The following is a 21,847-nucleotide window of genomic DNA, read 5'->3' as shown; positions in this document are numbered from 1 at the left end:
TATCCCGGTGCTGTGGGGTTCTAGCAAACTTTGGTAAAGAATTGTTCACGGCTGATTACAAATAGATGGTGAAGATTTACAGATTGTCCTTTACCGGAGGGTGGGTTGGATTGTCGGACTCTTCCTTTTAATTTGTCGGGTTCGGATCGCCGTCGGTGCGCAGAGTGCCTGTGATGCAGCAGTGCATGGATGAACGAGGTAGCTAACAGGCGCTTTTGCCCTCTACACTCGGACATTCATTGATACACGGAGGTTTTTCCATGCGGCGTGTGGTGTTCAATCAGAAAGGCGGCGTTGGCAAGTCCAGCATTGCCTGCAACCTGGCGGCGGTCAGTGCCAGTGAAGGCTATCGAACCCTGTTGGTGGACCTCGATGCACAGGCCAACTCAACCCAGTACCTCACCGGGCTGACCGGCAACGATATCCCCATGGGGATCGCAGATTTTTTCAAGCAAACCCTGTCTTCCGGGCCGTTTTCCAAGAAAAACCAGGTGGATATCTACGAAACCCCGTTCGACAACCTGCACGTGATCACCGCTACCGCAGAACTGGCAGACCTGCAGCCCAAACTTGAGGCCAAGCACAAGATCAACAAGCTGCGAAAGCTGCTGGATGAGCTGAGCGAAGATTACGATCGGATCTACCTGGATACGCCGCCGGCGCTGAATTTTTACGCGGTTTCAGCGCTGATTGCCGCTGATCGAGTGCTGATCCCTTTCGACTGCGACAGCTTCTCTCGTCAGGCCCTGTACGGCCTGCTGGCTGAAATTGAAGAGTTGAAGGAAGACCACAACGAAGGCCTCGAAGTGGAAGGCATCGTGGTCAACCAGTTCCAGGCTCGGGCGAGCCTGCCGCAGCAAATGCTTGATGAATTGATTGCTGAAGGCCTGCCGGTGCTGCCGGTGTACCTGGCCAGTTCCGTGCGCATGCGCGAGTCGCACCAGGAGAGCAAGCCGCTGATCCACCTGGACCCTCGGCATAAGCTGACACAGCAGTTTGTGGAGTTGCATAACCTGCTGGAAAACGCCTGATGCACTGATCGTTCCCGCGCTCTGCGTGGGAATGCCGCCTGGGGCGCTCCGCGTCCCGCCTGACGCCGCACACCTTAAGATCTGCGCATGGGTGACGCAGAGCGTCACGGTATGCATTCCCACGCAGAGCGTAGGAACGATCTGGCAAGAAGGGTGTGGCCTTTATCGTTGCCTACAGGTAAGCCAGAGTCGCCCGGCTTGTGCGTCTGGATGGGCATTTCTAAGGTTCTTCGGTCACTGAACATAGAATCTCCCGCATTTGACCGTGTTTACACGCCCTGGCTACGCAGCCAACTCATCAATTGCGGCAGCGCAAACGCCCCGCTTTGGCGCGCCACTTCGCGGCCGTTCTTGAACAGGATCAAACTGGGAATCGAGCGAATCCCCAGCTGCGCCGACAACTGCTGGTTGGCTTCGCTGTCGAGCTTGGCTAGCCGGCACTTACCTTCTAACTGTCCAGCCGCCTGCTCGAACACTGGCGCGAACGACTTGCACGGCCCGCACCAATCGGCCCACACATCCACCAGCAACGGCAGGTCGCCCTTGATCTGGCTGGCGTAGTCGCCTTGTTTCAGCTCAAAAGGCTTGTTCAATAAAACTGGTTGTTTGCAGCGCCCACATTTCGGCGCATCGCCCAGGCGCTCGCCGGGGATGCGGTTGAGGCCGTTGCAATGCGGGCAGGGGATTACAAAAGGTTCGGACATGGAGGGCTCCTCTGATGTGGCCAATGGAGTGTATTTGGAGCCGGATACTGGGTTTATCAAGGCGTGTAGGAGGATGACTCATCCACTCACAGTTTCGCCCGTGCTGATGTGAGTCGCCAATCTAGGCTGTTAGAGCCTGTTTTGTTTTGAACCATTGGTCTGTTTTGAGCTATAGCAAATTGCGATATTCAGGACGAGGACAGCCCGCTGATGAGCCTGGTGGATATCCTCAGTGACTGGATCGAGGCTTACGATCATGAGCATCGCCCCATGCCTGTCGCCAGTGGTGTCGATGTGCTGCGCTACATGATGCGCGAACATAATCTCACCCAGAGCGACCTGCCAGGCGTTGGCGCCCGGTCGGTCGTCTCTGAGGTCTTGAGCGGCAAGCGCCAGCTCAACCTGCGGCAAATTCGTTGGCTAGCCGAGCGTTTTGGCGTTTCAGTAGAAACCTTTATCTGAGGCTTTTACGACGAACAACTAATCTCCAAATGTTTGCCCCAATCCGGTGGCCGCTGGGCGTACTGTTCCATCCCCGGCTGTTCTTCAAACGGCTTGGACAGCACTTCATGCAGCCGCCGCACTTCGCTGTAATCCCCTGACTCTGCGGCGGTGATGGCGTTCTGCGCAAGATAGTTGCGCAGGATGTACAGCGGATTTACCGCGTGCATCCGCTCACGGCGCTGTTCTTCGCTGTCATCGCCGTCCCGCGCTGCGCGGGCTTTGTACAGCTCGGCCCAGGCATCAAACCCGGCAAGGTCGACAAAGTCATCACGCAACCGCGCCACAGCCAACGCCGCTGACTCATCCCCCAGGCGGCGGAAGAACAGCGTGTAGTCCACGCCGCTGTTCTGCATCAGTTTCAACAACTGCTCCACCAGCTTCTGGTCATCCTCTTCGGCGGTAGTCAGCCCCAGCCGGCGACGCATCAGGTCCAGGTAATGTGCCTGGTACAGCGGCAGGTACAGGCCAAGCGCTTCTTTCAAGGCATCGACGCTGATAAACGGCGTCAATGCCTGGGCCAGCGCACTGAGGTTCCACTGCCCAATCGGCACCTGATTGCTGAAGGAATAACGCCCTTCATGGTCGGAATGGTTACAGATGAAGTGCGCGTCAAAATCATCAAGAAACGCAAATGGCCCGAAGTCGAAGGTGATGCCGAGGATCGACATGTTGTCGGTGTTCATCACCCCATGACAGAAGCCATACGCCTGCCAGTTGGCGATCAGCTCGGCGTTGCGCTCGACGATTTCACGGAACATTGCCAAGTACGGCTCAGGCTGTTCCTGGCACTCGGGGAAGTGCAGTTTCAACACGTGTTCCGCCAGCTCTGCCTGTTGCTCAGGCTTCTTGGTGTAATAGAAGTATTCGAAATGCCCGAAGCGGATATGGCTGTGAGCCAGGCGCAACACCATCGCGCCGCGTTCCTGCTTCTCACGCCACACGGGGGTGCTGGAGCCGATCACACATAACGCGCGACTGCTGGGGATGCCCAGCGCCTGCAGCGCTTCAGAGGCGAGAAACTCACGAATTGATGAGCGCAGCACGGCGCGGCCATCGCCCATCCGCGAGTAAGGCGTCATCCCGGCGCCCTTGAGGTGCAGGTCCCAATGCTCGCCCGCTTCGTTATACACCTCGCCCAGCAACAACCCTCGGCCATCGCCCAGTTGCGGCGTGTAGCCGCCAAACTGATGCCCTGAATAGACCATCGCCCGCGGTTCCGCTTCCGCCCACAGCTTGTGTCCGCTGAACAGCTCGGCGAATACCGGCGTTTCAGCCACCGCCGGGTCGAGGTCGAGCAGGGCCATGGCGGCATTGCTCGCCACCACAAGGCGCGGTTCGTCGAGGGGTTCGGGCAATACGTGGGTTGAGAACGCGTCGCCCAGGCGTGCGAAGCGGTTGTCGAAGGTCAGTTCGTCGAGGGCTTTCACCGGCCATCTCCAGCAGAATGTCCGAGCATTCTGCTGGGGATAGGCGTTTTAGTCGAGTTTGCTCGGCGGTGGTGCTTGCACGCCGCCGTCGTTGGCGGGCTTGGCCGGGGTGTCGACTTCCACCAGTTTGTATTCCTGGCCGTGAAGGTTCTTGAGGTAGACCTCCATCTGGCGGAACGAGATGTTGATGTGGTGGTTTTTGAACTCGCGGTTGATAAAGCGGTTCACCTCGTCGATCACCGGGTTACGGTCACCGAGGTCGCGCACGTGCATGCGCAGTTCGTGGTCGAGGGTACTTTCGCCGAAGTTGAGGAAGTACACATGGGGTTCCGGTTCTTTCAGCACCCGCGGGTTTTCTCGCGCGGCCCGAAGTAACAGTTCCTTCACCAGATCCAGGTCGGAGCCGTAATCCACACCCAGCTTCAGGGTGACGCGGGTGATGGTGTCGGTCAGCGACCAGTTGATCAGTTGCCCGGTGATGAAAGTCTTGTTCGGGACAATGATGTCCTTGCGATCAAAGTCGGTAATGGTTGTGGCGCGGATACGAATCTTGCTCACCGTACCCGACAGGTTGCCGATGGTGATGGTGTCGCCGATCCGTACCGGACGCTCGAACAGGATCATGATGCCGGAGATAAAGTTCGCGAAGATCTCCTGCATCCCGAAGCCCAATCCCACCGACAGCGCTGCGACCAGCCATTGCAACTTGTCCCAGCTCACGCCGAGGGTGGACAGGGTTGAGACAAAGCCGACGCCGGCAATCACATAGGACAGCAAGGTCGTGGTGGCGTAGGCGCTGCCTTGGGCCAGGTCCAGTTTGGACAGCACCAACACTTCCAGCAAACCGGGCAAGTTGCGCGCCAGGGCGAAGGTGATGCCGACGATGATCGACGCCCCGAGCAAGTCGCCGATGCTGATCGGCACCATGCTGATATTGGCGCCGGTGCCGCTGGTGTATTCGTAGAGTGTGATGTTGTCCAGGTAGGAGAACACCGTGATCAGGTCTTTCCACACCCAATACAGCGCCGCGATAAAGCCGCCGAGCAAGGCCAGGCGGATCAGTCGCATCGACTGTTCGTTGACCTGTTCGATGTCCAGGGTCGGTTCCTCGATCACCGCTTCGCCATCGCCGGCCTCCTTGGCGGCCTGGCGTTTGGCCAAAGCCCGGGCATAGGCCAGGCGCCGTGCGGCAACCCCCAGGCCCCGTACGAAGGTGGCTTCGATCACCAGCCAGAACATCAGCAGGTACAGGGTATTGATCAACCGGTCGCTGAGTTTGAGCGCGGTGTAGTAGTAGCCAAAGCACACTGCGATAAACAGGGCTATCGGGAGGGCGGTAAACAGCAAACCCATGGCTTTACGGAACAACGAGGCTTTTTCGTGAGTCGGGCTGTTCAGCAGCAGGCGCCCCAGCAGCCAGGCCATCAGCGCGTAGCAGGTCAGCACCACGCCGATGCCCAGCACGTCGTCGGACAGCGCCGCAGGCTGATGTTCAGCGATGGCCACCACGGCCACCAGGGCCAGGACCACCAACCCGAGTTTGCGTATCCACGCTTGGAGAAAGGCCACTTGAGGTCGTTCCCAACGGAAGTGCAGTTCCGCCACGCCACCCGGCGCGAGGATGCGGTAGGCGGTGTAGAACACCAGCCATGCCTGGGCGATCTGCAACAGCGCCGCGCCGAGGTTGGCGTTTTGCCCACGGGCGTCGATCTGCAACGCATAACCGCACAGCGCCAGGCCCAGGGTCACCGGCAACGCCAGCAGGATATTCACCAGGATCGCCACTGGCGTGTGCCATTGGCTGTCGCGCTTGAAGTGGCCGATATCGAGGTGGATCTTTTTCAGGCGCAGGTACAGGTAGCTGCGACGCCACAACAGGGCACCGATCAACAGCAGCAACGGCAGGAACAGCAGCGGGCGCTGGGTCAGGCCGTCATACAGTTCACTGACGCTGGAGGCCCACGGCAACGTAGTGACCTGCCTGCTCAGGTGATCCGGTACGGTTTCCAGCCATTCGGTGTCCAGCGGCTTGTTGCTGGGGATCCAGAACATCTGCTCGTCGAGCGTCGCGCGCAAGGTGGTGGCGGTGCTGAGCAACTGTTTCTGGTTCAACTGCAACGTGATGGATTCGTTCAGCAGTGCGCTCAATTCACGGCTCAGGCGTTCCAGAAGATCGCTACGGGTGACTGCCAGTTCCAGCAAGGTGCGCCGCAGTTGCGGGGTGACGTCGTCCGGCGGCTGGTTGGCCAGCAAGTTATCCACATAGGTGGCGGGGGAGCTGATCAGCTCGCGTTGCTGGTTGACCTCGAACTGGTACAGACGAATGTTGGCGATATCGTCTGCCAGGTTACGGTCCACGGTGAGGCGTGGCAGTGCTTGTTTCTGTTTATAGAGAATCTTGGAGAGCAGCAGGCTGCCCTTGAGCACGTTGATCTGCTCGTCCAGGGCCGAGTCGCTTTGGGTTACGGTGTCCAGTTGCTGCTTGGTTTGCAGGTTTTTCTGGGTCAGCTCATTGAGACGGTCGGTGCTTTTGAGCAGATAGTCGGACAGCTTGAGGTTGTCGGCGCTTTCCGAGGCCAGCAGGCTGCTGCCACCGGCTTTCTGTGCTTCGATGGACTGTTGGGTAACGGTCTGCTGGGACTGGGCCAGGCGTTTCTGGTTGATCAGGGTTTGCAGGTCCTGGATCTCTTGCTCCAGGCGCGCGGTCTTTTCTACCACCAGGTCATGTTGGCTGTTGCCCAGGTCTTGCAATTGGCTGTTACCGGCCAGTTCCTGGCGGCGCAGGGGGATCAGGGCGTTCAGCGCGGCGAGTTCCGCGTTCAACTGGTTACGCAGGTCACCGCTGAGGGTTTTGCCGTTGTCTTTACCGAGCTTGAGGGTCGTGTTGATCTGCTGGATGCGCGTCTGGCTGTTGCTGATTTCGGTTTGCGCGCGCTCGGGGCGGGTCTGGGCGGCGATGGTCAGGCTGTTGGCGTCGGCCAGTTCTTTTTGCAGGTCGCCTTGCTGGGTGGTGCGTTGCACCAGTAATTGCTCGAGTTGCGGTACCGGCAGGGTGGCGTAGCGCTGCGCCACCGGGATGACCTTGGTGGCCTTGAGCCGGACCAGTTCGCGCTGGTTATCGGTGGTCTGGCGCGGGGCGTCTTCCAGCTGGCGCTTGAGGTCGACGAGGCGCTGCTCGTAATCCTGCTTGTTGCCCAGGTAGGTCAGGGTCTGTTGCAGGATGGTTTGCAGCGCCTTCATGTCGGCGTCGGGCAGCTTGCGGTCGGGCAGCTTGTCCAGGGTTTGCTGGATGGCGTCGGCGCTGGGCGGGTCGGCGGCGTAAACGTTGCCGACACAAAGGGTCAGGCCCAGCAAGGTGGTGGCTAAGAAGGTGCGCAGTAGTGTCATGGGTACCGGTCTAGCTAGGCAAAGAAGGTGGGGGCGTGGCGCCAATAGCCCCGCAGTTTAGAGGAAGAGCCCAGGACCTGGGCGACTCCCTTCGGGGAATTTGACGCCGACTTTTCCGATCTTGTTCCCGTCCATGACGGCGACGGTCCAGATCGTGTTGTTCCATTCCACTTGGTCGCCGACGATCGGTGCCCCGCCAACTTTCTGGGTGATGAAGCTGCTCAGTGGCATATCCGGGTCGATACCCTCGAGCTTGAGCCCGTACAGGGCGGAAACCGCGCCCAGTTGGGCGTCGCCTTCCAGTACGAAGTCGCCGAAAAAGCGCAGGTCGAGGCCGCGTTGCGGTGCCTGGCTGAACAGTTTGCCGAGGGCCGCAAGGTTGTGTTCATGGCCGATTACACAGAGCAAATCGTCGACTTCCAGCACCGTACTACCCGACGGATGGAGCAGTTGCTGCCCACGGAACAGTGCGGCGATGCGTGTGCCTTCGGGCATTTTCAGTTCGCGCAGTGCCGCGCCGATGCACCATTTTTCCGCACCCAGTCGGTAGACGAACAGCTCCCATGCGCTGGTAACGTGCACTTCCAGCGCCGCGCGGGAAATCGGCGCAGGTTCTGGCGGTACGGTCACTTTCAGCAGCTTGGCCACCCACGGCAGGCTCGTGCCCTGCACCAGCAGCGACACCAGCACGATAAAGAACGCCAGGTTGAAGTACAGCTGTGCATGGGGCAGGCCGGCCATCAGCGGGAACACCGCCAGAATGATCGGGACCGCACCGCGCAGGCCGACCCAGGCGATAAAGGCTTTTTCACGACCGTGGAAGGCCTTGAACGGCAGCAGGCCGACCATTACCGACAGCGGCCGTGCAAACAGGATCATCCACAACGCCAGGCCCAAGGCCGGCAATGCGATTGGCAGCAAATCATGGGGTGTGACCAGTAGGCCCAGCACCAGGAACATGCCGATCTGCGCCAGCCACGCCATGCCGTCGAGCATATGCAAAATGCCATGACGACTGCGCACCGGGCGGTTACCGATCACCAGGCCGCACAGGTACACCGCGAGGAAGCCGCTGCCGTGCAGGGCGTTGGTCAGGGCGAACACCACCAGACCGCCGGAAATCACCAGGATCGGGTACAGGCCGTTGGCCAGGTTGATGCGGTTGACCATCTGCAACATCAACCAGCCGCCGCCGAGGCCGATGATGCCGCCGATGCCGAATTCGCGGATCAGGTGGCCCAGCAGGCTCCAGTGCAGCCCGGTCTGGCCGCTGGCGAGCATGTCGATCAGGGTAACGGTGAGAAACACCGCCATCGGGTCGTTGCTGCCGGATTCGATTTCCAGGCTGGCGGTCACCCGTTCGTTGAGGCCCTTGCCGCCCAGCAGCGAGAACACGGCGGCGGCGTCTGTGGAGCCGACGATGGCGCCGATCAGCAAGCCTTGAATGATATTGAGGTCGAACAGCCAGGCCGCCGCCATGCCGGTGAGGCCGGTGGTAATCAACACCCCCACGGTGGCCAGCGACAACGCCGGCCACAGTGCCACGCGGAAACTCGCCACCCGTGTGCGCAAACCGCCATCGAGCAGAATCACGGCCAAGGCGAGGTTGCCCACCAGGTAGGCGGTCGGGTAGTTATCGAAGATGATGCCGCCGCCGTCGACACCGGCGACCATGCCCACAGCCAGGATGATCACCAGAATCGGGATGCCCAGTCGGGACGAAAGAGAACTCACCAGAATGCTCGCACCCACCAGCAACGCGCCGATCAAGAACAGGCTGTTGATGGTCGTCGCATTCAAAGGCAGTACTCCATGAGCAGGAAAAACAGGCACAAACTGACCATGCAGTCTGCGTGCCAGCGATTCTAACCTGTTGAATTGCTGCGCTGTCAAAAGATCATTCCCACGCTCTGCGTGGGAATGCAGCTTGTGACGCTCCGCGTCACGCCCTGGAGCGGACGCAGGGCATCCAAAGAGGCATTCCCACACGGAGCGTGGGAGCGATCAAGGGGAGTTAGAGACGAAATCGCCCCACCATCCCATTCAAATCCACCGCCAGGCGCGACAACTCGCTGCTCGCCGCACTGGTCTGGCTGGCACCGGTCGCCGACTGCACCGACAAATCACGAATGTTCACCAGGTTACGGTCCACTTCCCGCGCCACTTGCGCCTGTTCTTCCGCCGCGCTGGCGATCACCAGGTTGCGCTCATTGATCTCGATAATGGCCGTGTTGATGGTATCCAGCGACATCCCTGCGCCTTTGGCGATGTTCAACGTCGATTCGGCGCGCTCGGTGCTGTTACGCATCGAGTCCACCGCGTGCTCGGTGCCGGTCTGAATGCTGCCGATCATCCGCTCGATTTCACTGGTCGATTGCTGAGTGCGATGGGCCAGGGCCCGCACTTCATCGGCTACCACCGCAAACCCTCGGCCCGCTTCACCAGCGCGCGCGGCTTCAATCGCCGCGTTCAGGGCCAGCAAGTTGGTCTGGTCGGCCAGGCCGCGAATCACGTCCAGCACCTTGCCGATATCACGGGACTCATTGGCCAGATCACCAATCAGCGTGGCGGTCGCTTGCACATCGCCGCTCATGCGCTCGATGGCGCTGACGGTTTCCTGCACCAGGTCGCGGCCGTCACCGGCGGAGGTGGTAGCGTTACGCGAGGCTTCGGAGGTGCTTACCGCGTTGCGCGCGACTTCTTCGACGGCGCTGGTCATTTCATTGACGGCGGTTGCGGCTTGTTCGATTTCGTTATTTTGCTGGGTCAGGCCGCGGGCGCTTTCGTCGGTGACGGCGTTCAGTTCCTCGGCGGCGGACGCCAACTGAGTGGCGGAGCCTGCGATGCGTTGCAGGGTGTCGCGCAGCTTGTCCTGCATCTTGGCCATGGCGGCCAGCAGGCGGCCAGCTTCGTCGTTACCGTCAACCTTGATCGGGCGCGTCAGGTTGCCTTCGGCCACTTCTTCAGCCGCTTCCAGGGCTTGGGAAATAGGGAGGGTGATGCTGCGGGTCAGCAGCCAGGCGAACAACAGGGTCAGCGCCGTGGCCACGATCAACAGGCCGACCACCAGGTCAAACGCCATGTTGTATTGGTCTTCGGCTTGCTGGTTGGCAGCGTCGGCTGCCTTGTTGTTGATCTCCACCAGGCGCGTCAGTACCGCGTTGACCTGCTCCGAGTTGGCCAGCAGTTCGGTGTTAAGCAGGGTGCGCAACTCCTCTACCTGATTGGCCCGCGAGAGGCTCTTCATGCGCTCTTCGATCTGATGGTACTGGCCGAGCAGGCGCACGTATTCATCGTAGGCTGCGCGTTCTTCGCCGCTGTCGATCAGCTTTTCGTAGATGCCCTGGGCGGTGCGGATTTGCTGGTTGCGTACTTCGAAGGCTTCCAGGGTCTTTTGCTGCACGTCCGGCTCGCGGTTGGTCAGCAAGCGGTACGACAGCACCCGCAGGCGCAGGGTCAGTTGGGTGAATTCGTCGAGGGCGCGAATACTCGGCACGCTGGACAGGGTGATGTCTTCGGTCGCACCACGGATCTTGCCCATCTGGTTCAGGGCGAACACACCGAGAAACAACATCAATGCGCCAATAAACGCGAAGCCGAGGAAGGCCCTCGGAGCGATATTCATATTACGAAGAGACATGCTGGAGTCCTGGGGGGAAGCGCGATCCGTGCGGCCATGAGACGAGGTGTAAGTCACCTATCGGCCATGCGACTAAAGTCTTAAGGCAGTGCGCGCTTTTGTCGCATCTGGCGGAGGTTTGGGTGGGCTCAGGAACCAGAAGGGGGAATTGGAGTCACTAAGGCTCGAAAGTGCGGCCCGGCCCTTAAAAAACGGGCTGCGCGCCTGGGATAACCCTGGCATCCGAGGTGAATATTCTTTATCGTCACCGCCCTTTGAAAAAGCCCGAGAAATCAAAATGTTAGAAACATCCCTGAGCCAATTGGAACAACTGGTCAGCGACCTGGTACAGCAGAATCAGGACCTGCTGGGCAGCAACGAATCCCTCAAGGCAGAACTGGCCCGTGCCAAAGATGAAAATGACAGCCTGCAATTGAACCTGATGGAGCAGGAAGAAAAGAACGGCGCCACCGCCGCGCGCATCCAGGCGTTGGTTGAGCGTGTGAGCGCAGGTCCTGTCGGCGCATGAATGAAGGGATAAAGGTCGTTTCGATTCTCGGAGAGGATTACTCGATCAAGGCACCGGCCGGGGAAGACCAAACCCTGATGCACGCCGTGACCATGCTCAAGGCCTCCCTGGCCACCACCAAGAAAAAGTACCCGACCCTGATCGGCGACAAACTATTGGTACTGGCTGCGCTGAACCTGTGCGCCGAGCAGATCGAAATGCAAAAGCATCACCAGCAGGAACTCGACCGTTACCAAGAGCAAGTCAGCGCCACGGTCGATGTGATTTCCAAGGCGATTGGACAGCCTTAGAACCACGCGTCCTGCATCCCCAGGCACGTATCGTCGCGTGCCTCCAGAATCGCCAGTTCATGATGGCAGCTCGGCACTTCCCAGGTCAGGAAGTACCGAGCGGCCTGGAGCTTGCCTTTATAGAAGGCGACATCGGCCGCATTGCCCTTGGCCAGTCCTTCCTCGGCGCGGATCGCCTGCTCCAGCCAGCGCCAGCCAATCACCGTATGCCCGAACACCTTCAAGTACAGCGCCGAGTTTGCCAGGCTGCTGTTGACCTTGCCTTGGGCGAGATCCGTCAACAGGCCGATCGTCACGCTTTGCAGGCGGCCGACCAAATGCTCCAGCGGCTCTCGCAGTGCAGTCAGTGATGGATACTCCTGTGCCCGCGCGCCGGTTTCGGCGATCAGGCGGATCAGTTGCTTCAAGCCTGCGCCGCCGTTTTGCGCCAACTTTCGCCCCAGCAAGTCCAGGGACTGGATGCCGTGGGTGCCTTCATGGATCGGGTTCAGGCGGTTGTCACGGTAATACTGCTCTACCGGGTATTCACGGGTGTAGCCGTGGCCGCCGAGAATCTGGATCGCCAGTTCGTTGGCCTTGAGGCAGAACTCCGACGGCCAGGATTTGACGATGGGCGTAAGCAGGTCCAGCAATTCGTGGGCTCTCTTGCGTTCGGTATCGGTTTCCAGGGTGGTGGTGTCGTCGAACAGGCGTGCGGCGTACAGCCCCAGATCGAAGGCGCCTTCAACGTAGGCTTTCTGGGTCAATAGCATGCGCTTGATATCGGCGTGCTGGATGATTGAGACCGGTGCGGTGGTTGGGTCTTTGCTGTCGGGCAGGCGACCTTGCGGCCGTTCGCGGGCGTATTCCAGTGAATACAGGTAGCCCGCGTAACCGAGCATGACTGCGCCCATGCCCACGCCAATGCGCGCCTCGTTCATCATCTGGAACATGCAGCTCAGACCCTGATGCGGCTTGCCCACCAGATAGCCGACACAGTTACCGTTATCGCCGAAGTTCAGCGCGGTGGACGTAGTACCGCGCCATCCCATCTTGTGAAACAACCCGGCCAGCAGCACGTCGTTGCGTTCGCCGAGGCTGCCGTCATCGTTGACCAGAAACTTTGGCACGATAAACAGCGAAATACCTTTCACCCCAGGCGGTGCATCCGGCAACTTGGCCAGCACCATATGTACGATGTTTTCCGACAGCGGGTGGTCGCCGCCGGAGATGAAGATCTTGTTGCCCTTGAGGCGATAACTGCCGTCAGCTGCAGGTTCTGCACGCGTACGAATATCCGACAGAGAAGATCCCGCATGCGGCTCCGTCAGGGCCATGGTGCCGAAGAAGCGGCCGTCGATCATCGGTTGCAGGAAGCGTTGTTTCTGCTCCTCGGTGCCGAAGCTTTCAATCAGGTTGGCGGCGCCCATGGTCAGGAACGGGTAGGACGTGGAGGCCGCGTTGGCGGACTGGAAGTGCGCGAAACAGGCTTGCGACAAAAGCGTCGGAAGCTGCATGCCACCCGCTTCGAAGCTGCGAGCGGCGTTGAGGAAGCCCGCTTCAAGAAACGCATCAACCGCCGGTTTCACTTCTGGAATCAGGATCGCCTTGCCGTCTTCGTAGCGCGGTTCGTTTTCGTCGTTTTTGCGGTTGTGGGGCGCGAAATATTTTTCCGCAATGCTGCGCGCGGTGCTGATGGCGGCATCGAACGTTTCGCGATTGTGTTCGGCAAACCGCTCGCGCTGGGTCAGGCTCTCGGCATCGAGGACTTCGTACAGCTCGAAAGCCAGATTGCGGGAACTGAGCAGCGTCTCGGACATGGCGGCTTACCTTCTAAGGGAATGGCCTGAGTCTAAGTGCGCGAATAGAGGCTGGATAGCAAGATTGATTTGCGTGATGGAAGGGCAAAACAAGGAAGAGTACGAGATCGTTCCCACGCTCCGCGTGGGAATGCCTCTTGTGACGCTCTGCGTCACGCTTTGGGACGCGGAGCGTCCCTGGCTGCATTCCCACGCAGAGCGTGGGAACGATCACTGAAGGGGTAGTTAGCCGATGGTCATCAGGCTGGCGTTACCACCCGCCGCAGCGGTGTTGACGCTCAACGCACGCTCAATCACCAAACGCTCCAGCGCAATCGCTGTCTCACCCTGCGACAAACCATGCACCCCGACAATTGCCCCGCCACGCTGCGCCACTTGCTGGCACACCGCACGCAGTTGGTCGGAATCGCCGTGGTGCAAGACCGCGTCGAATACCACCTCGTCCTTGGTCCAGTCGGCCACACGCTTGATCTTCGCCTGAATTTCCTTCGGCAGGCGTGTGAACAAGGCCTTGGTCAGGTCAGTTTCCGGCCATACCGCCGAGCCACCGACGGCCAGTACCGCCGCCAGTTGGGTCAGCAGATCGCCTTCCACTTCCGCCAGGCACAGCACGTGCTCGCGGGGCAGGATCGCATAGCTGTTGCGCTCGCCGGTCGGGCCGGCCAGTTGGCGGGTGATACCGCTTTGCGATTGCGCGGCGAATCGGCTGCACTGCGCGCTCAGGTCGCTGAGCTTATTGCTGTCTGCCCAGGTTTTCAGGGCTGTCAGCGGTTGGCTCATGGCATCGCGCAGGCGTACATCCGGTGCGACTAACGTGTCGCCCCGAGCGAAGGATTGCTCGATTGCATCCGTAGGGCGAGTTGACAGCAGGCGGTACAGGTACAGCGGACCACCGGCTTTCGGGCCAGTACCCGACAGGCCTTCGCCGCCGAACGGCTGCACGCCGACCACGGCACCCACGATATTGCGGTTCACGTAGACGTTACCGGCATTGACGTTGTCGATCACCTTGGCGATGGTCTCGTCGATGCGAGTGTGCACGCCCAGGGTCAGGCCGTAGCCCGAAGCGTTGATCTGGCCGATCAATTGGTCGATCTCTTTACGCTTGTAGCGCACCACGTGCAGCACCGGGCCGAAGATCTCCCGTTGCAGCTCGTCGAAGCTTTCCAGCTCGATCAGGGTCGGCATCACGAAGGTGCCGCGCTTGATCTCTTCGCCATCGGCAATGGCGACTTGGTAGACGTTGCGGCCTTTGTCGCGCATGGCCTGGATGTGTTTCTCGATACCCGCCTTGGCTTCGGCATCGATCACCGGGCCGATGTCGACCGACAGGCGCTCCGGGTTGCCCAGACGGCATTCCGCCATGGCGCCCTTGAGCATTTCGATCACGCGGTCTGCCGAATCTTCCTGCAGGCACAGCACGCGCAGGGCCGAGCAACGCTGGCCGGCGCTGTCGAAGGCTGACGACACAACGTCGATCACAACTTGTTCGGTCAGTGCCGAGGAATCGACGATCATCGCGTTCTGGCCACCGGTTTCGGCGATCAGCGGAATCGGACGGCCCTGGGCGTCCAGGCGACCGGCGACATTGCGTTGCAGCAGGCGCGCCACCTCGGTGGAGCCGGTGAACATCACGCCTTTGACGCGATCATCGCCGACCAGGCGAGCACCGACGGTTTCTCCCTGGCCCGGCAGCAGTTGCAGCACGCCTTCCGGAATACCGGCTTCCAACAGGATACGCACGGCTTGGGCTGCAACCAGCGGAGTCTGTTCCGCAGGCTTGGCCAATACCGGGTTACCGGCGGCCAGAGCAGCAGCCACTTGGCCGCTGAAGATCGCCAGCGGGAAGTTCCACGGGCTGATGCAGACCACCGGGCCCAATGGGCGGTGGGCGTCGTTGGTGAAATCGTTGCGGGCCTGCACCGCGTAGTAACGCAGGAAGTCCACGGCTTCGCGCACTTCGGCGATGGCGTTGGCGAAGGTCTTGCCGGCCTCGCGGGCCAGCAGGCCCATCAGCGGTTGGATCTCGCCTTCCATCAAGTCGGCGGCGCGTTCCAGGATGGCTGCGCGCTCAGCGGGCGGGGTGGCCTGCCAGATCGGGCCAGCATTGATTGCGCACTGAATTGCATTGTCGACGTCTTCGACGGTGGCTTCTTGTACGTGGCCGACCACGTCGCGCAGATCGGACGGGTTCAGCACGGGTGCAGCCGGCTGCTCACTGGATGTACAGCCGAGCATCGGCGCAGCTTTCCAGTTGTTGTGAGCAGTGGCCAGCAGGGCGCAAGACAGTGACGCCAAGCGATGTTCGTTCGCCAGATCGATACCCGCCGAGTTGGCGCGGTCGCTGCCGTACAGGTCACGCGGCAATGGAATACGCGGGTGTGGCAGACCGAAGCCGCCTTCCAGCGTGGCCATTTGTTCGATGCTGGCCACCGGATCGGCTACCAGCTCCTGAATGGAGATGGATTGGTCGGCAATACGGTTGACGAACGAGGTGTTCGCGCCATTTTCCAACAGGCGGCGTACCAAGTAAGCCAGCAATGTTTCGTGAGTGCCGACCGGGGCGTACACGCGGCACGGACGGTTCAGTTTGCCATCGGCGACCTTGCCTACCACTTGCTCGTATAGCGGTTCGCCCATGCCGTGCAGGCATTGGAACTCGTACTGGCCGGGGTAATAGTTCTGACCGGCAATATGGTAGATGGCCGACAAGGTGTGGGCGTTGTGCGTGGCGAACTGCGGGTAGATGACTTCCGGCACCGACAGCAGTTTGCGTGCACAGGCGATGTAGGAAACGTCGGTGTACACCTTGCGGGTGTAGACCGGGTAGCCTTCCAGGCCTTCGACCTGGGCGCGCTTGATTTCGCTGTCCCAGTACGCGCCTTTCACCAGGCGGATCATCAGGCGGTGGCGGCTGCGGCGCGCCAGGTCGATGACGTAGTCGATCACATACGGGCAGCGCTTCTGGTAAGCCTGGATCACGAAACCGATGCCGTTCCAGCCGGTCAGTTGCGGCTCGAAGCACAGGCGTTCCAGCAGGTCCAGCGACAGCTCCAGGCGGTCGGCTTCTTCGGCATCGATGTTCAGGCCGATGTCGTATTGCTTGGCCAGCAAGGTCAGGGACAGCAGACGCGGGTACAACTCGTCCATCACGCGCTCGTACTGCGCGCGGCTGTAACGCGGGTGCAGTGCCGAGAGTTTGATGGAGATGCCCGGGCCTTCATAAATCCCACGGCCGTGAGAAGCTTTGCCGATGGAGTGAATGGCTTGCTCGTACGACGCCAGGTACTTCTGCGCATCGTGTTCGGTGAGTGCGGCTTCACCGAGCATGTCATAGGAATATCGAAAGCCCTTGGCTTCGAACTTACTCGCATTGGCCAGGGCTTCGGCGATGGTTTCGCCGGTGACGAACTGCTCGCCCATCAGGCGCATGGCCATGTCGACACCCTTGCGGATCATCGGCTCGCCGCTCTTGCCAATAATGCGACTCAGGGACGAGGTGAGGCCGCTTTCATTGTGAGTGGCGACCAGTTTTCCGGTCAGCAGCAGGCCCCAGGTGGCGGCGTTGACGAACAGCGACGGGCTGTTGCCCAGGTGCGGCTGCCAGTTGCCAGTGCTGATTTTGTCGCGGATCAGCGCGTCGCGGGTGCCTTTGTCCGGGATGCGCAGCAGCGCTTCGGCCAGGCACATCAGTGCCACGCCTTCCTGGGACGACAGGGAAAATTCTTGCAACAGGCCCTGAACAATACCGGCACGGCCGCCAGCGCTTTTCTGATTGCGTAGCTTCTCGGCAATCGAGGCGGCCAGCTTATTGGTCGCTTCGGCCATCGCGGCCGGCAGGCGAGCCTGTTCGATCAGCATCGGCACCACTTCCGGCTCGGGGCGACGGTAAGCAGCGGTGATCGAGGCGCGCAGTACCGACTGCGGCAGGATGCTTTCGGCGAACTCCAGGAAACACTGGTGGGCGTGGTCGTTCTGGACTTCGCCTGCGTCTTCAGCGTCCTTGGTGCTCAAGCCATTGAGCTCGGTCAGGGTTGCACCACCCTCCAGTTTCTCCAGGTAATTGAAAATTGCCTGCTTGATCAGCCAGTGCGGCGTGCGATCAATGGAGGTCGCGGCGGCCTTAAGGCGCTCGCGGGTCGGGTCATCGAGTTTGACCCCAAGGGTGGTCGTTGCCATCTTTTTATCCTCATGGGTGCCACTACCGAGTGGCATCTGCTGGCGGCAAGATTAGCTTTGCCCATGAAGAGGTGCAACCGGGTGCAACCCTTTTGTTCATGAATTTTTTGAAGCTCAACAGGAAAAAATCCGGCCTTCGACGGAATCCGCTTCGCCTTGGTGCATTTACTTCTTATATCGGCTGTTCTTGCTCCGAAAAGGAGCAAAAACACGGTGTTTTACGCAAAACACGCTTAGGTGCAACTTATTCTCAAGAAACTGGTTGCACCTTATTTGCTTTGTTGAATAGCATTCGCGCCCAAGGTGCAACCGCCTCAAAGGTTCGGTTCATCGGCTGGCGGCTTTCCTGGGGAAACGTCAGTCATAAATGCGCGGCACACAGTTTCGTCTACCCGGTTACCAACGGGTGGTCGTCTGACAGACCGCTGCTACATAAAAACAAAGCCAGGGCGTCACTCTTATGAGCGTTAGTAATCCAACCCTGATCACGTTTGTGATCTACATCGCAGCAATGGTGCTGATCGGCTTCATGGCCTATCGCTCCACCAACAACCTTTCCGATTACATCCTCGGCGGTCGCAGCCTCGGTAGCGTGGTGACAGCTTTGTCGGCCGGCGCTTCCGATATGAGCGGCTGGTTGTTGATGGGGTTGCCGGGCGCGATCTACATGTCAGGCCTTTCGGAAAGCTGGATCGCCATCGGCCTGATCGTCGGTGCTTACCTGAACTGGTTGTTCGTGGCCGGTCGCCTGCGGGTGCAGACCGAGCACAACGGCGACGCCCTGACGCTGCCGGATTACTTCTCCAGCCGTTTCGAAGATAAAAGCGGCCTGCTGCGGATCATCTCCGCGGTGGTGATCCTGGTGTTCTTCACCATCTATTGCGCCTCCGGCATCGTCGCCGGTGCCCGCCTGTTTGAAAGCACCTTCGGCATGTCCTACGAGACTGCGCTGTGGGCCGGTGCTGCTGCGACCATTGCCTACACCTTCGTCGGTGGTTTCCTGGCAGTCAGCTGGACCGACACCGTACAAGCCACGCTGATGATTTTCGCGCTGATCCTTACGCCGATCATCGTGCTGCTGGCCACCGGCGGCGTCGACACCACCTTCCTGGCGATCGAAGCCAAGAACCCTGACAACTTCAACATGCTGAAAAACACCAGCTTCATCGGCATCATCTCGCTGATGGGTTGGGGCCTGGGCTACTTCGGCCAGCCGCACATCCTCGCGCGCTTTATGGCGGCGGATTCGGTGAAGTCGATCGCCAACGCGCGTCGCATTTCCATGACCTGGATGATCCTGTGCCTGGGTGGCACCGTGGCCGTGGGCTTCTTCGGTATCGCTTACTTCTCGGCGCACCCGGAAGTGGCTGGCCCCGTCAACGAGAACCATGAGCGTGTGTTCATTGAGCTGGCCAAGTTGCTGTTCAATCCATGGATTGCGGGTGTGCTGCTGTCGGCCATTCTCGCGGCCGTCATGAGCACCCTGAGCTGCCAATTGCTGGTGTGCTCCAGTGCCCTGACCGAAGACTTCTACAAAACCTTCCTGCGCAAAAATGCCTCCCAGCTTGAACTGGTGTGGGTTGGCCGCGCTATGGTGCTGCTGGTCGCCCTGATCGCCATCGCCATGGCGGCCAACCCAAATAACCGCGTACTCGGCCTGGTCAGCTACGCGTGGGCCGGTTTCGGTGCAGCATTCGGCCCTGTGGTGCTGATCTCGGTGATCTGGAAAGGCATGACCCGTAACGGCGCACTCGCCGGCATTCTGGTTGGCGCGACCACTGTGATCGTCTGGAAGCACTTTAACCTGCTGGGTCTGTACGAAATCATTCCAGGCTTCATTTTCGCCAGCCTGGCGATCTACTTCGTGAGCAAGCTGGGCGCACCGACTGCGGGCATGGTCGAGCGCTTTGATGCAGCGGAAAAAGACTACAACCTCAACAAGTAATTCGTCGGGTGCTAAGCACCCGCTGAGTTGGAAAAAAGGCCCGCGTCCTACGGATGGCGGGCCTTTTTTTGCGTGTGATTTACGCCGGTCTGAAGAAAGTTCGGACGCTTATTTGTAGGTATTTACTGATTTGTTTTGGGTGTGCTCAGTAGGGTGGAACAGTGGTGCAGAATCGGCCGCCTACTCCTCGCAGAGAAACACCGGATGTTCGCTCCTGCCAATCAAAGTGCTTTTACCCTGACCCTCGACGGGGGGCCCATTGAACTTAAGGTGTTTGAGTTCAAGGGGGCCGAAATCATCAGTCAGCCCTACCGTTTTGACCTTGAGCTGGTCAGTGAGCAGCCTGATCTCGACCTGGAAAGCTTGCTGCATCGCCAGGCGTATCTCGGTTTTGATGATCAGGGCCATGGCATCCACGGCCTGGTTTGCCGAGTGGCGCAAGGCGACTCCGGGCGGCGCCTCACGCGTTATCAGATCAGTCTGGTGCCGCAATTGGCGTATCTGAAACACAGCAGTCACCAGCGCATTTTCCAGCACAAGACGGTGCCGCAGATTGTCGCGCAAGTGCTGGTGGGGCAGGGGATTCAGAGTGACCGATTCGAGTTTCGCCTGAGCGGTACTTATCCTGCGCGAGAGTACTGTGTGCAGTTCGGTGAGACTGATCTCGCGTTCATTCAGCGGTTGTGTGCCGAGCTTGGCATCCACTATCACTTCCAGCATTCGCCCGAGGGACACCTGCTGGTGTTTGGCGATGACCAGACGGTGTTTGCCGAGCCCGACCAGCCAACCCCCTACACTGCCGGTTCCGGGATGGTGGCCGGCACCCCGGCGATCAAGCGATTTACCGTGCAATTGCAGACCCGCACCACGGCGGTGAACCTGCGCGATTACGACTTCCGCAAGCCGCGCCTGGGGTTGGAAAGTGCGGTGGCTGGCGAGCAGCTCCCGAACCTCGAAGAGCAGGATTACCCCGGTGGTTTCAGCGATCGACCCCACGGCAAATACCTCGCTCAACGTGGGCTGGAGCGCCATCGCAGTGACTACCGAATTGCCCATGGCGAGGGTGACGAGCCTGCGCTGGTCAGCGGCCGCTTCCTCAAGCTGAGCGGGCATTCACGCGAGGGCTGGAATGACTTATGGCTGGTGACGCAAGTCACCCACGAAGGCAAGCAGCCCCAAGTGCTGGAGGAGGCCGTAACCGAAGTATCAGGAGGGGATTTTCGCCAGGGCTATCGCAACGAGTTTGTCGCCGCACCGTGGGACGTGATCTTTCGACCGCCACTGCCTGAGCAGCCGCGCCCAACTATCTCGGGCTATCAGAACGCGGTAGTCACCGGCCCTGCTAACAGCGAAATCCATTGCGACGAATACGGTCGGGTGAAAGTGCAAATGGCCTGGGACCGCAATGGCAAGCACGACGACCACTCCAGTTGCTGGCTGCGCGTTGCCAGCGGCTGGGCCCATGACCGTTACGGTTCGGTGCTGATTCCACGGGTCGGTATGGAGGTGCTGGTGGGCTTCGTCAATGGCGACCTGGACATGCCGCTGGTGGTGGGTTGCCTGCCCAATGCGGCGACCCCCGTGCCGCTCGACCTGCCAGCCGCCATGACCCGCAGTATTTTCCGCAGTCAAAGCAGCCCCGGCGGCGGTGGCTACAACGAACTGCGCATCGAAGACCGCAAGGGCGCTGAAGAAATCTACCTGCGGGCCCAGCGTGATTGGACTCAACATGTGTTGCATGACCAGCAGGTGCAGGTCGATAACCAGCGTCGGGTGAAGGTGGGAGGGGAGTCGCACCATGAGCTGCGAGGCGAAGAGCAACGTATTACCCATGGCAACCGCCTGACCGAGCTCAAGCAGGATGATCATCTGGTGGTCGGTGGTTCGCAGCAGATGCGTGCCGGGCGGACTATTCAAATAGGTGCAGGGCAAAGTGTCGTTATCGATGCGGGTGCCACCGTTACGATCCAGGCGGGCGGGCAGTCGATCACGCTGTCGGCGGGCGGCATATTCAGCAGCGTGCCGATCCAGCTCGGCGGTGCGCCTGCTCCCACAGCTGCCCCGGTAATGCCGGGAATCAAGGAAAAGCTGCTGGCGGTTATCCCTGCACCGCTAAGCCCCGTGCAAGTGACCAGCCTGAGGCGCAGCGCGCCGTTTTGTGAAGAATGTGAGCGCTGCAAAAACGGTCAGTGTGATCTCACGCAACACGGCGGTAAGGGGGCGGGAGCCACTGCTGGTAAAACCTCGGGCGTCGAGCCGGGGTTCCATATTGTGCAGCGTGCGATGTCTCGGGATGCGTTGGAAAAGTCGCTGTTCGAATCGCCCAGCGCGATCGTCTTGGAGCGTTTTCGTAGCCTCAATCCACAGCTCACGCAATACACCAGGCCGGGGCAAATGCTCGTACTCAGTGATCCGCTCAATAGCCAATGCACC

At 60.0% G+C, this 21,847-nt stretch carries 11 protein-coding genes and 4 pseudogenes; 7 read left to right on the top strand and 8 right to left on the bottom strand.

Features of this window, described 5'->3' with window-relative positions; genetic code table 11:
• Positions 1–260 precede the first annotated feature (260 nt).
• Entirely contained in the window at positions 261–1,031 is a 771-nt protein-coding gene (locus BFL40_RS02295) for a ParA family protein (RefSeq protein ID WP_071482694.1), read from the top strand.
• A gap of 269 nt (positions 1,032–1,300) precedes the next feature.
• On the opposite strand, the gene trxC is transcribed toward BFL40_RS02295, so the two are convergent.
• Positions 1,301–1,735, bottom strand: a complete 435-nt coding sequence (trxC, locus tag BFL40_RS02290) for a thioredoxin TrxC (RefSeq protein WP_071482695.1) — start codon at positions 1,733–1,735, stop codon at positions 1,301–1,303.
• A gap of 189 nt (positions 1,736–1,924) precedes the next feature.
• On the opposite strand from trxC, the pseudogene BFL40_RS02285 reads away from it, so the two are divergent.
• Positions 1,925–2,197 (top strand): annotated as a pseudogene (locus BFL40_RS02285) (helix-turn-helix domain-containing protein); the annotation flags it as partial.
• A 5-nt stretch (positions 2,198–2,202) separates the two neighbouring features.
• Here the strand turns inward: BFL40_RS02285 and selO are convergent.
• The 5 genes and pseudogenes from selO to BFL40_RS34520 form a co-directional block, all read right to left on the bottom strand.
• The gene (gene selO, locus BFL40_RS02280; RefSeq protein ID WP_071482696.1) at positions 2,203–3,666 is read right to left on the bottom strand and encodes a protein adenylyltransferase SelO; all 1,464 of its coding nucleotides are present in this window, start codon (positions 3,664–3,666) and stop codon (positions 2,203–2,205) included.
• A gap of 48 nt (positions 3,667–3,714) precedes the next feature.
• Positions 3,715–7,053 carry a mechanosensitive channel MscK gene (mscK, locus tag BFL40_RS02275; protein WP_071482697.1) on the bottom strand — a complete coding sequence of 1,113 codons (3,339 nt, stop codon included), beginning with the start codon at positions 7,051–7,053 and terminating at the stop codon, positions 3,715–3,717.
• Positions 7,054–7,110: 57 nt separating this feature from the next.
• The gene (locus BFL40_RS02270) at positions 7,111–8,853 is read right to left on the bottom strand and encodes a potassium/proton antiporter (protein ID WP_071482698.1); all 1,743 of its coding nucleotides are present in this window, start codon (positions 8,851–8,853) and stop codon (positions 7,111–7,113) included.
• A 214-nt stretch (positions 8,854–9,067) separates the two neighbouring features.
• A pseudogene (locus tag BFL40_RS34525) lies at positions 9,068–9,667 on the bottom strand (methyl-accepting chemotaxis protein); the annotation flags it as partial.
• Positions 9,668–9,970: 303 nt separating this feature from the next.
• Positions 9,971–10,627, bottom strand: a pseudogene (locus tag BFL40_RS34520) (MCP four helix bundle domain-containing protein); the annotation flags it as partial.
• A gap of 343 nt (positions 10,628–10,970) precedes the next feature.
• On the opposite strand from BFL40_RS34520, the gene BFL40_RS02260 reads away from it, so the two are divergent.
• On the top strand, positions 10,971–11,201 hold the full coding sequence (locus BFL40_RS02260) for a hypothetical protein (RefSeq protein ID WP_071482700.1): 231 nt from the start codon (positions 10,971–10,973) through the stop codon (positions 11,199–11,201).
• On the top strand, positions 11,198–11,491 hold the full coding sequence (locus BFL40_RS02255; protein ID WP_071482701.1) for a cell division protein ZapA: 294 nt from the start codon (positions 11,198–11,200) through the stop codon (positions 11,489–11,491). Before BFL40_RS02260 ends, BFL40_RS02255 begins: the two co-directional genes overlap by 4 nt.
• Here BFL40_RS02255 and BFL40_RS02250 read toward each other — a convergent pair.
• Both BFL40_RS02250 and putA read right to left on the bottom strand, forming a co-directional pair.
• A complete protein-coding gene (locus tag BFL40_RS02250; RefSeq protein ID WP_071482702.1) occupies positions 11,488–13,290 on the bottom strand; it encodes an acyl-CoA dehydrogenase in 1,803 nt (600 codons plus the stop codon). The two genes, BFL40_RS02255 and BFL40_RS02250, sit on opposite strands and share 4 nt — an antisense overlap.
• 225 nt (positions 13,291–13,515) lie before the next feature.
• A complete protein-coding gene (gene putA, locus BFL40_RS02245; protein WP_071482703.1) occupies positions 13,516–17,469 on the bottom strand; it encodes a trifunctional transcriptional regulator/proline dehydrogenase/L-glutamate gamma-semialdehyde dehydrogenase in 3,954 nt (1,317 codons plus the stop codon).
• 29 nt (positions 17,470–17,498) lie between these two features.
• Here putA and BFL40_RS33560 point away from each other — a divergent pair, with 29 nt between their 5' ends.
• The 3 genes and pseudogenes from BFL40_RS33560 to BFL40_RS02235 all read left to right on the top strand — a co-directional run.
• Entirely contained in the window at positions 17,499–17,933 is a 435-nt protein-coding gene (locus tag BFL40_RS33560) for a hypothetical protein (RefSeq protein WP_139213519.1), read from the top strand.
• Positions 17,930–19,414 (top strand): sodium/proline symporter PutP, encoded by a 1,485-nt coding sequence (putP, locus tag BFL40_RS02240; protein ID WP_071482704.1) that lies wholly within the window; start codon positions 17,930–17,932, stop codon positions 19,412–19,414. Before BFL40_RS33560 ends, putP begins: the two co-directional genes overlap by 4 nt.
• Positions 19,415–19,618: 204 nt before the next feature.
• A pseudogene (locus BFL40_RS02235) lies at positions 19,619–21,622 on the top strand (type VI secretion system Vgr family protein); the annotation flags it as partial.
• Positions 21,623–21,847: the final 225 nt, after the last annotated feature.

This window comes from Pseudomonas costantinii, assembly GCF_001870435.1.
Taxonomy (GTDB): Bacteria; Pseudomonadota; Gammaproteobacteria; order Pseudomonadales; family Pseudomonadaceae; genus Aquipseudomonas; species Aquipseudomonas costantinii.
This window is presented reverse-complemented; position numbering and strand designations above follow the sequence as displayed.

Bases quoted from the DNA above. Each gene is read 5' to 3' on its own strand.
- BFL40_RS02295 (WP_071482694.1), top strand. From the start codon at position 261: ATGCGGCGTGTGGTGTTCAATCAGAAAGGCGGCGTTGGCAAGTCCAGC.
- trxC (WP_071482695.1), bottom strand. From the start codon at position 1,735: ATGTCCGAACCTTTTGTAATCCCCTGCCCGCATTGCAACGGCCTCAAC.
- mscK (WP_071482697.1), bottom strand. From the start codon at position 7,053: ATGACACTACTGCGCACCTTCTTAGCCACCACCTTGCTGGGCCTGACC.
- BFL40_RS02260 (WP_071482700.1), top strand. From the start codon at position 10,971: ATGTTAGAAACATCCCTGAGCCAATTGGAACAACTGGTCAGCGACCTG.
- BFL40_RS02255 (WP_071482701.1), top strand. From the start codon at position 11,198: ATGAATGAAGGGATAAAGGTCGTTTCGATTCTCGGAGAGGATTACTCG.
- BFL40_RS02250 (WP_071482702.1), bottom strand. From the start codon at position 13,290: ATGTCCGAGACGCTGCTCAGTTCCCGCAATCTGGCTTTCGAGCTGTAC.
- putA (WP_071482703.1), bottom strand. From the start codon at position 17,469: ATGGCAACGACCACCCTTGGGGTCAAACTCGATGACCCGACCCGCGAG.
- putP (WP_071482704.1), top strand. From the start codon at position 17,930: ATGAGCGTTAGTAATCCAACCCTGATCACGTTTGTGATCTACATCGCA.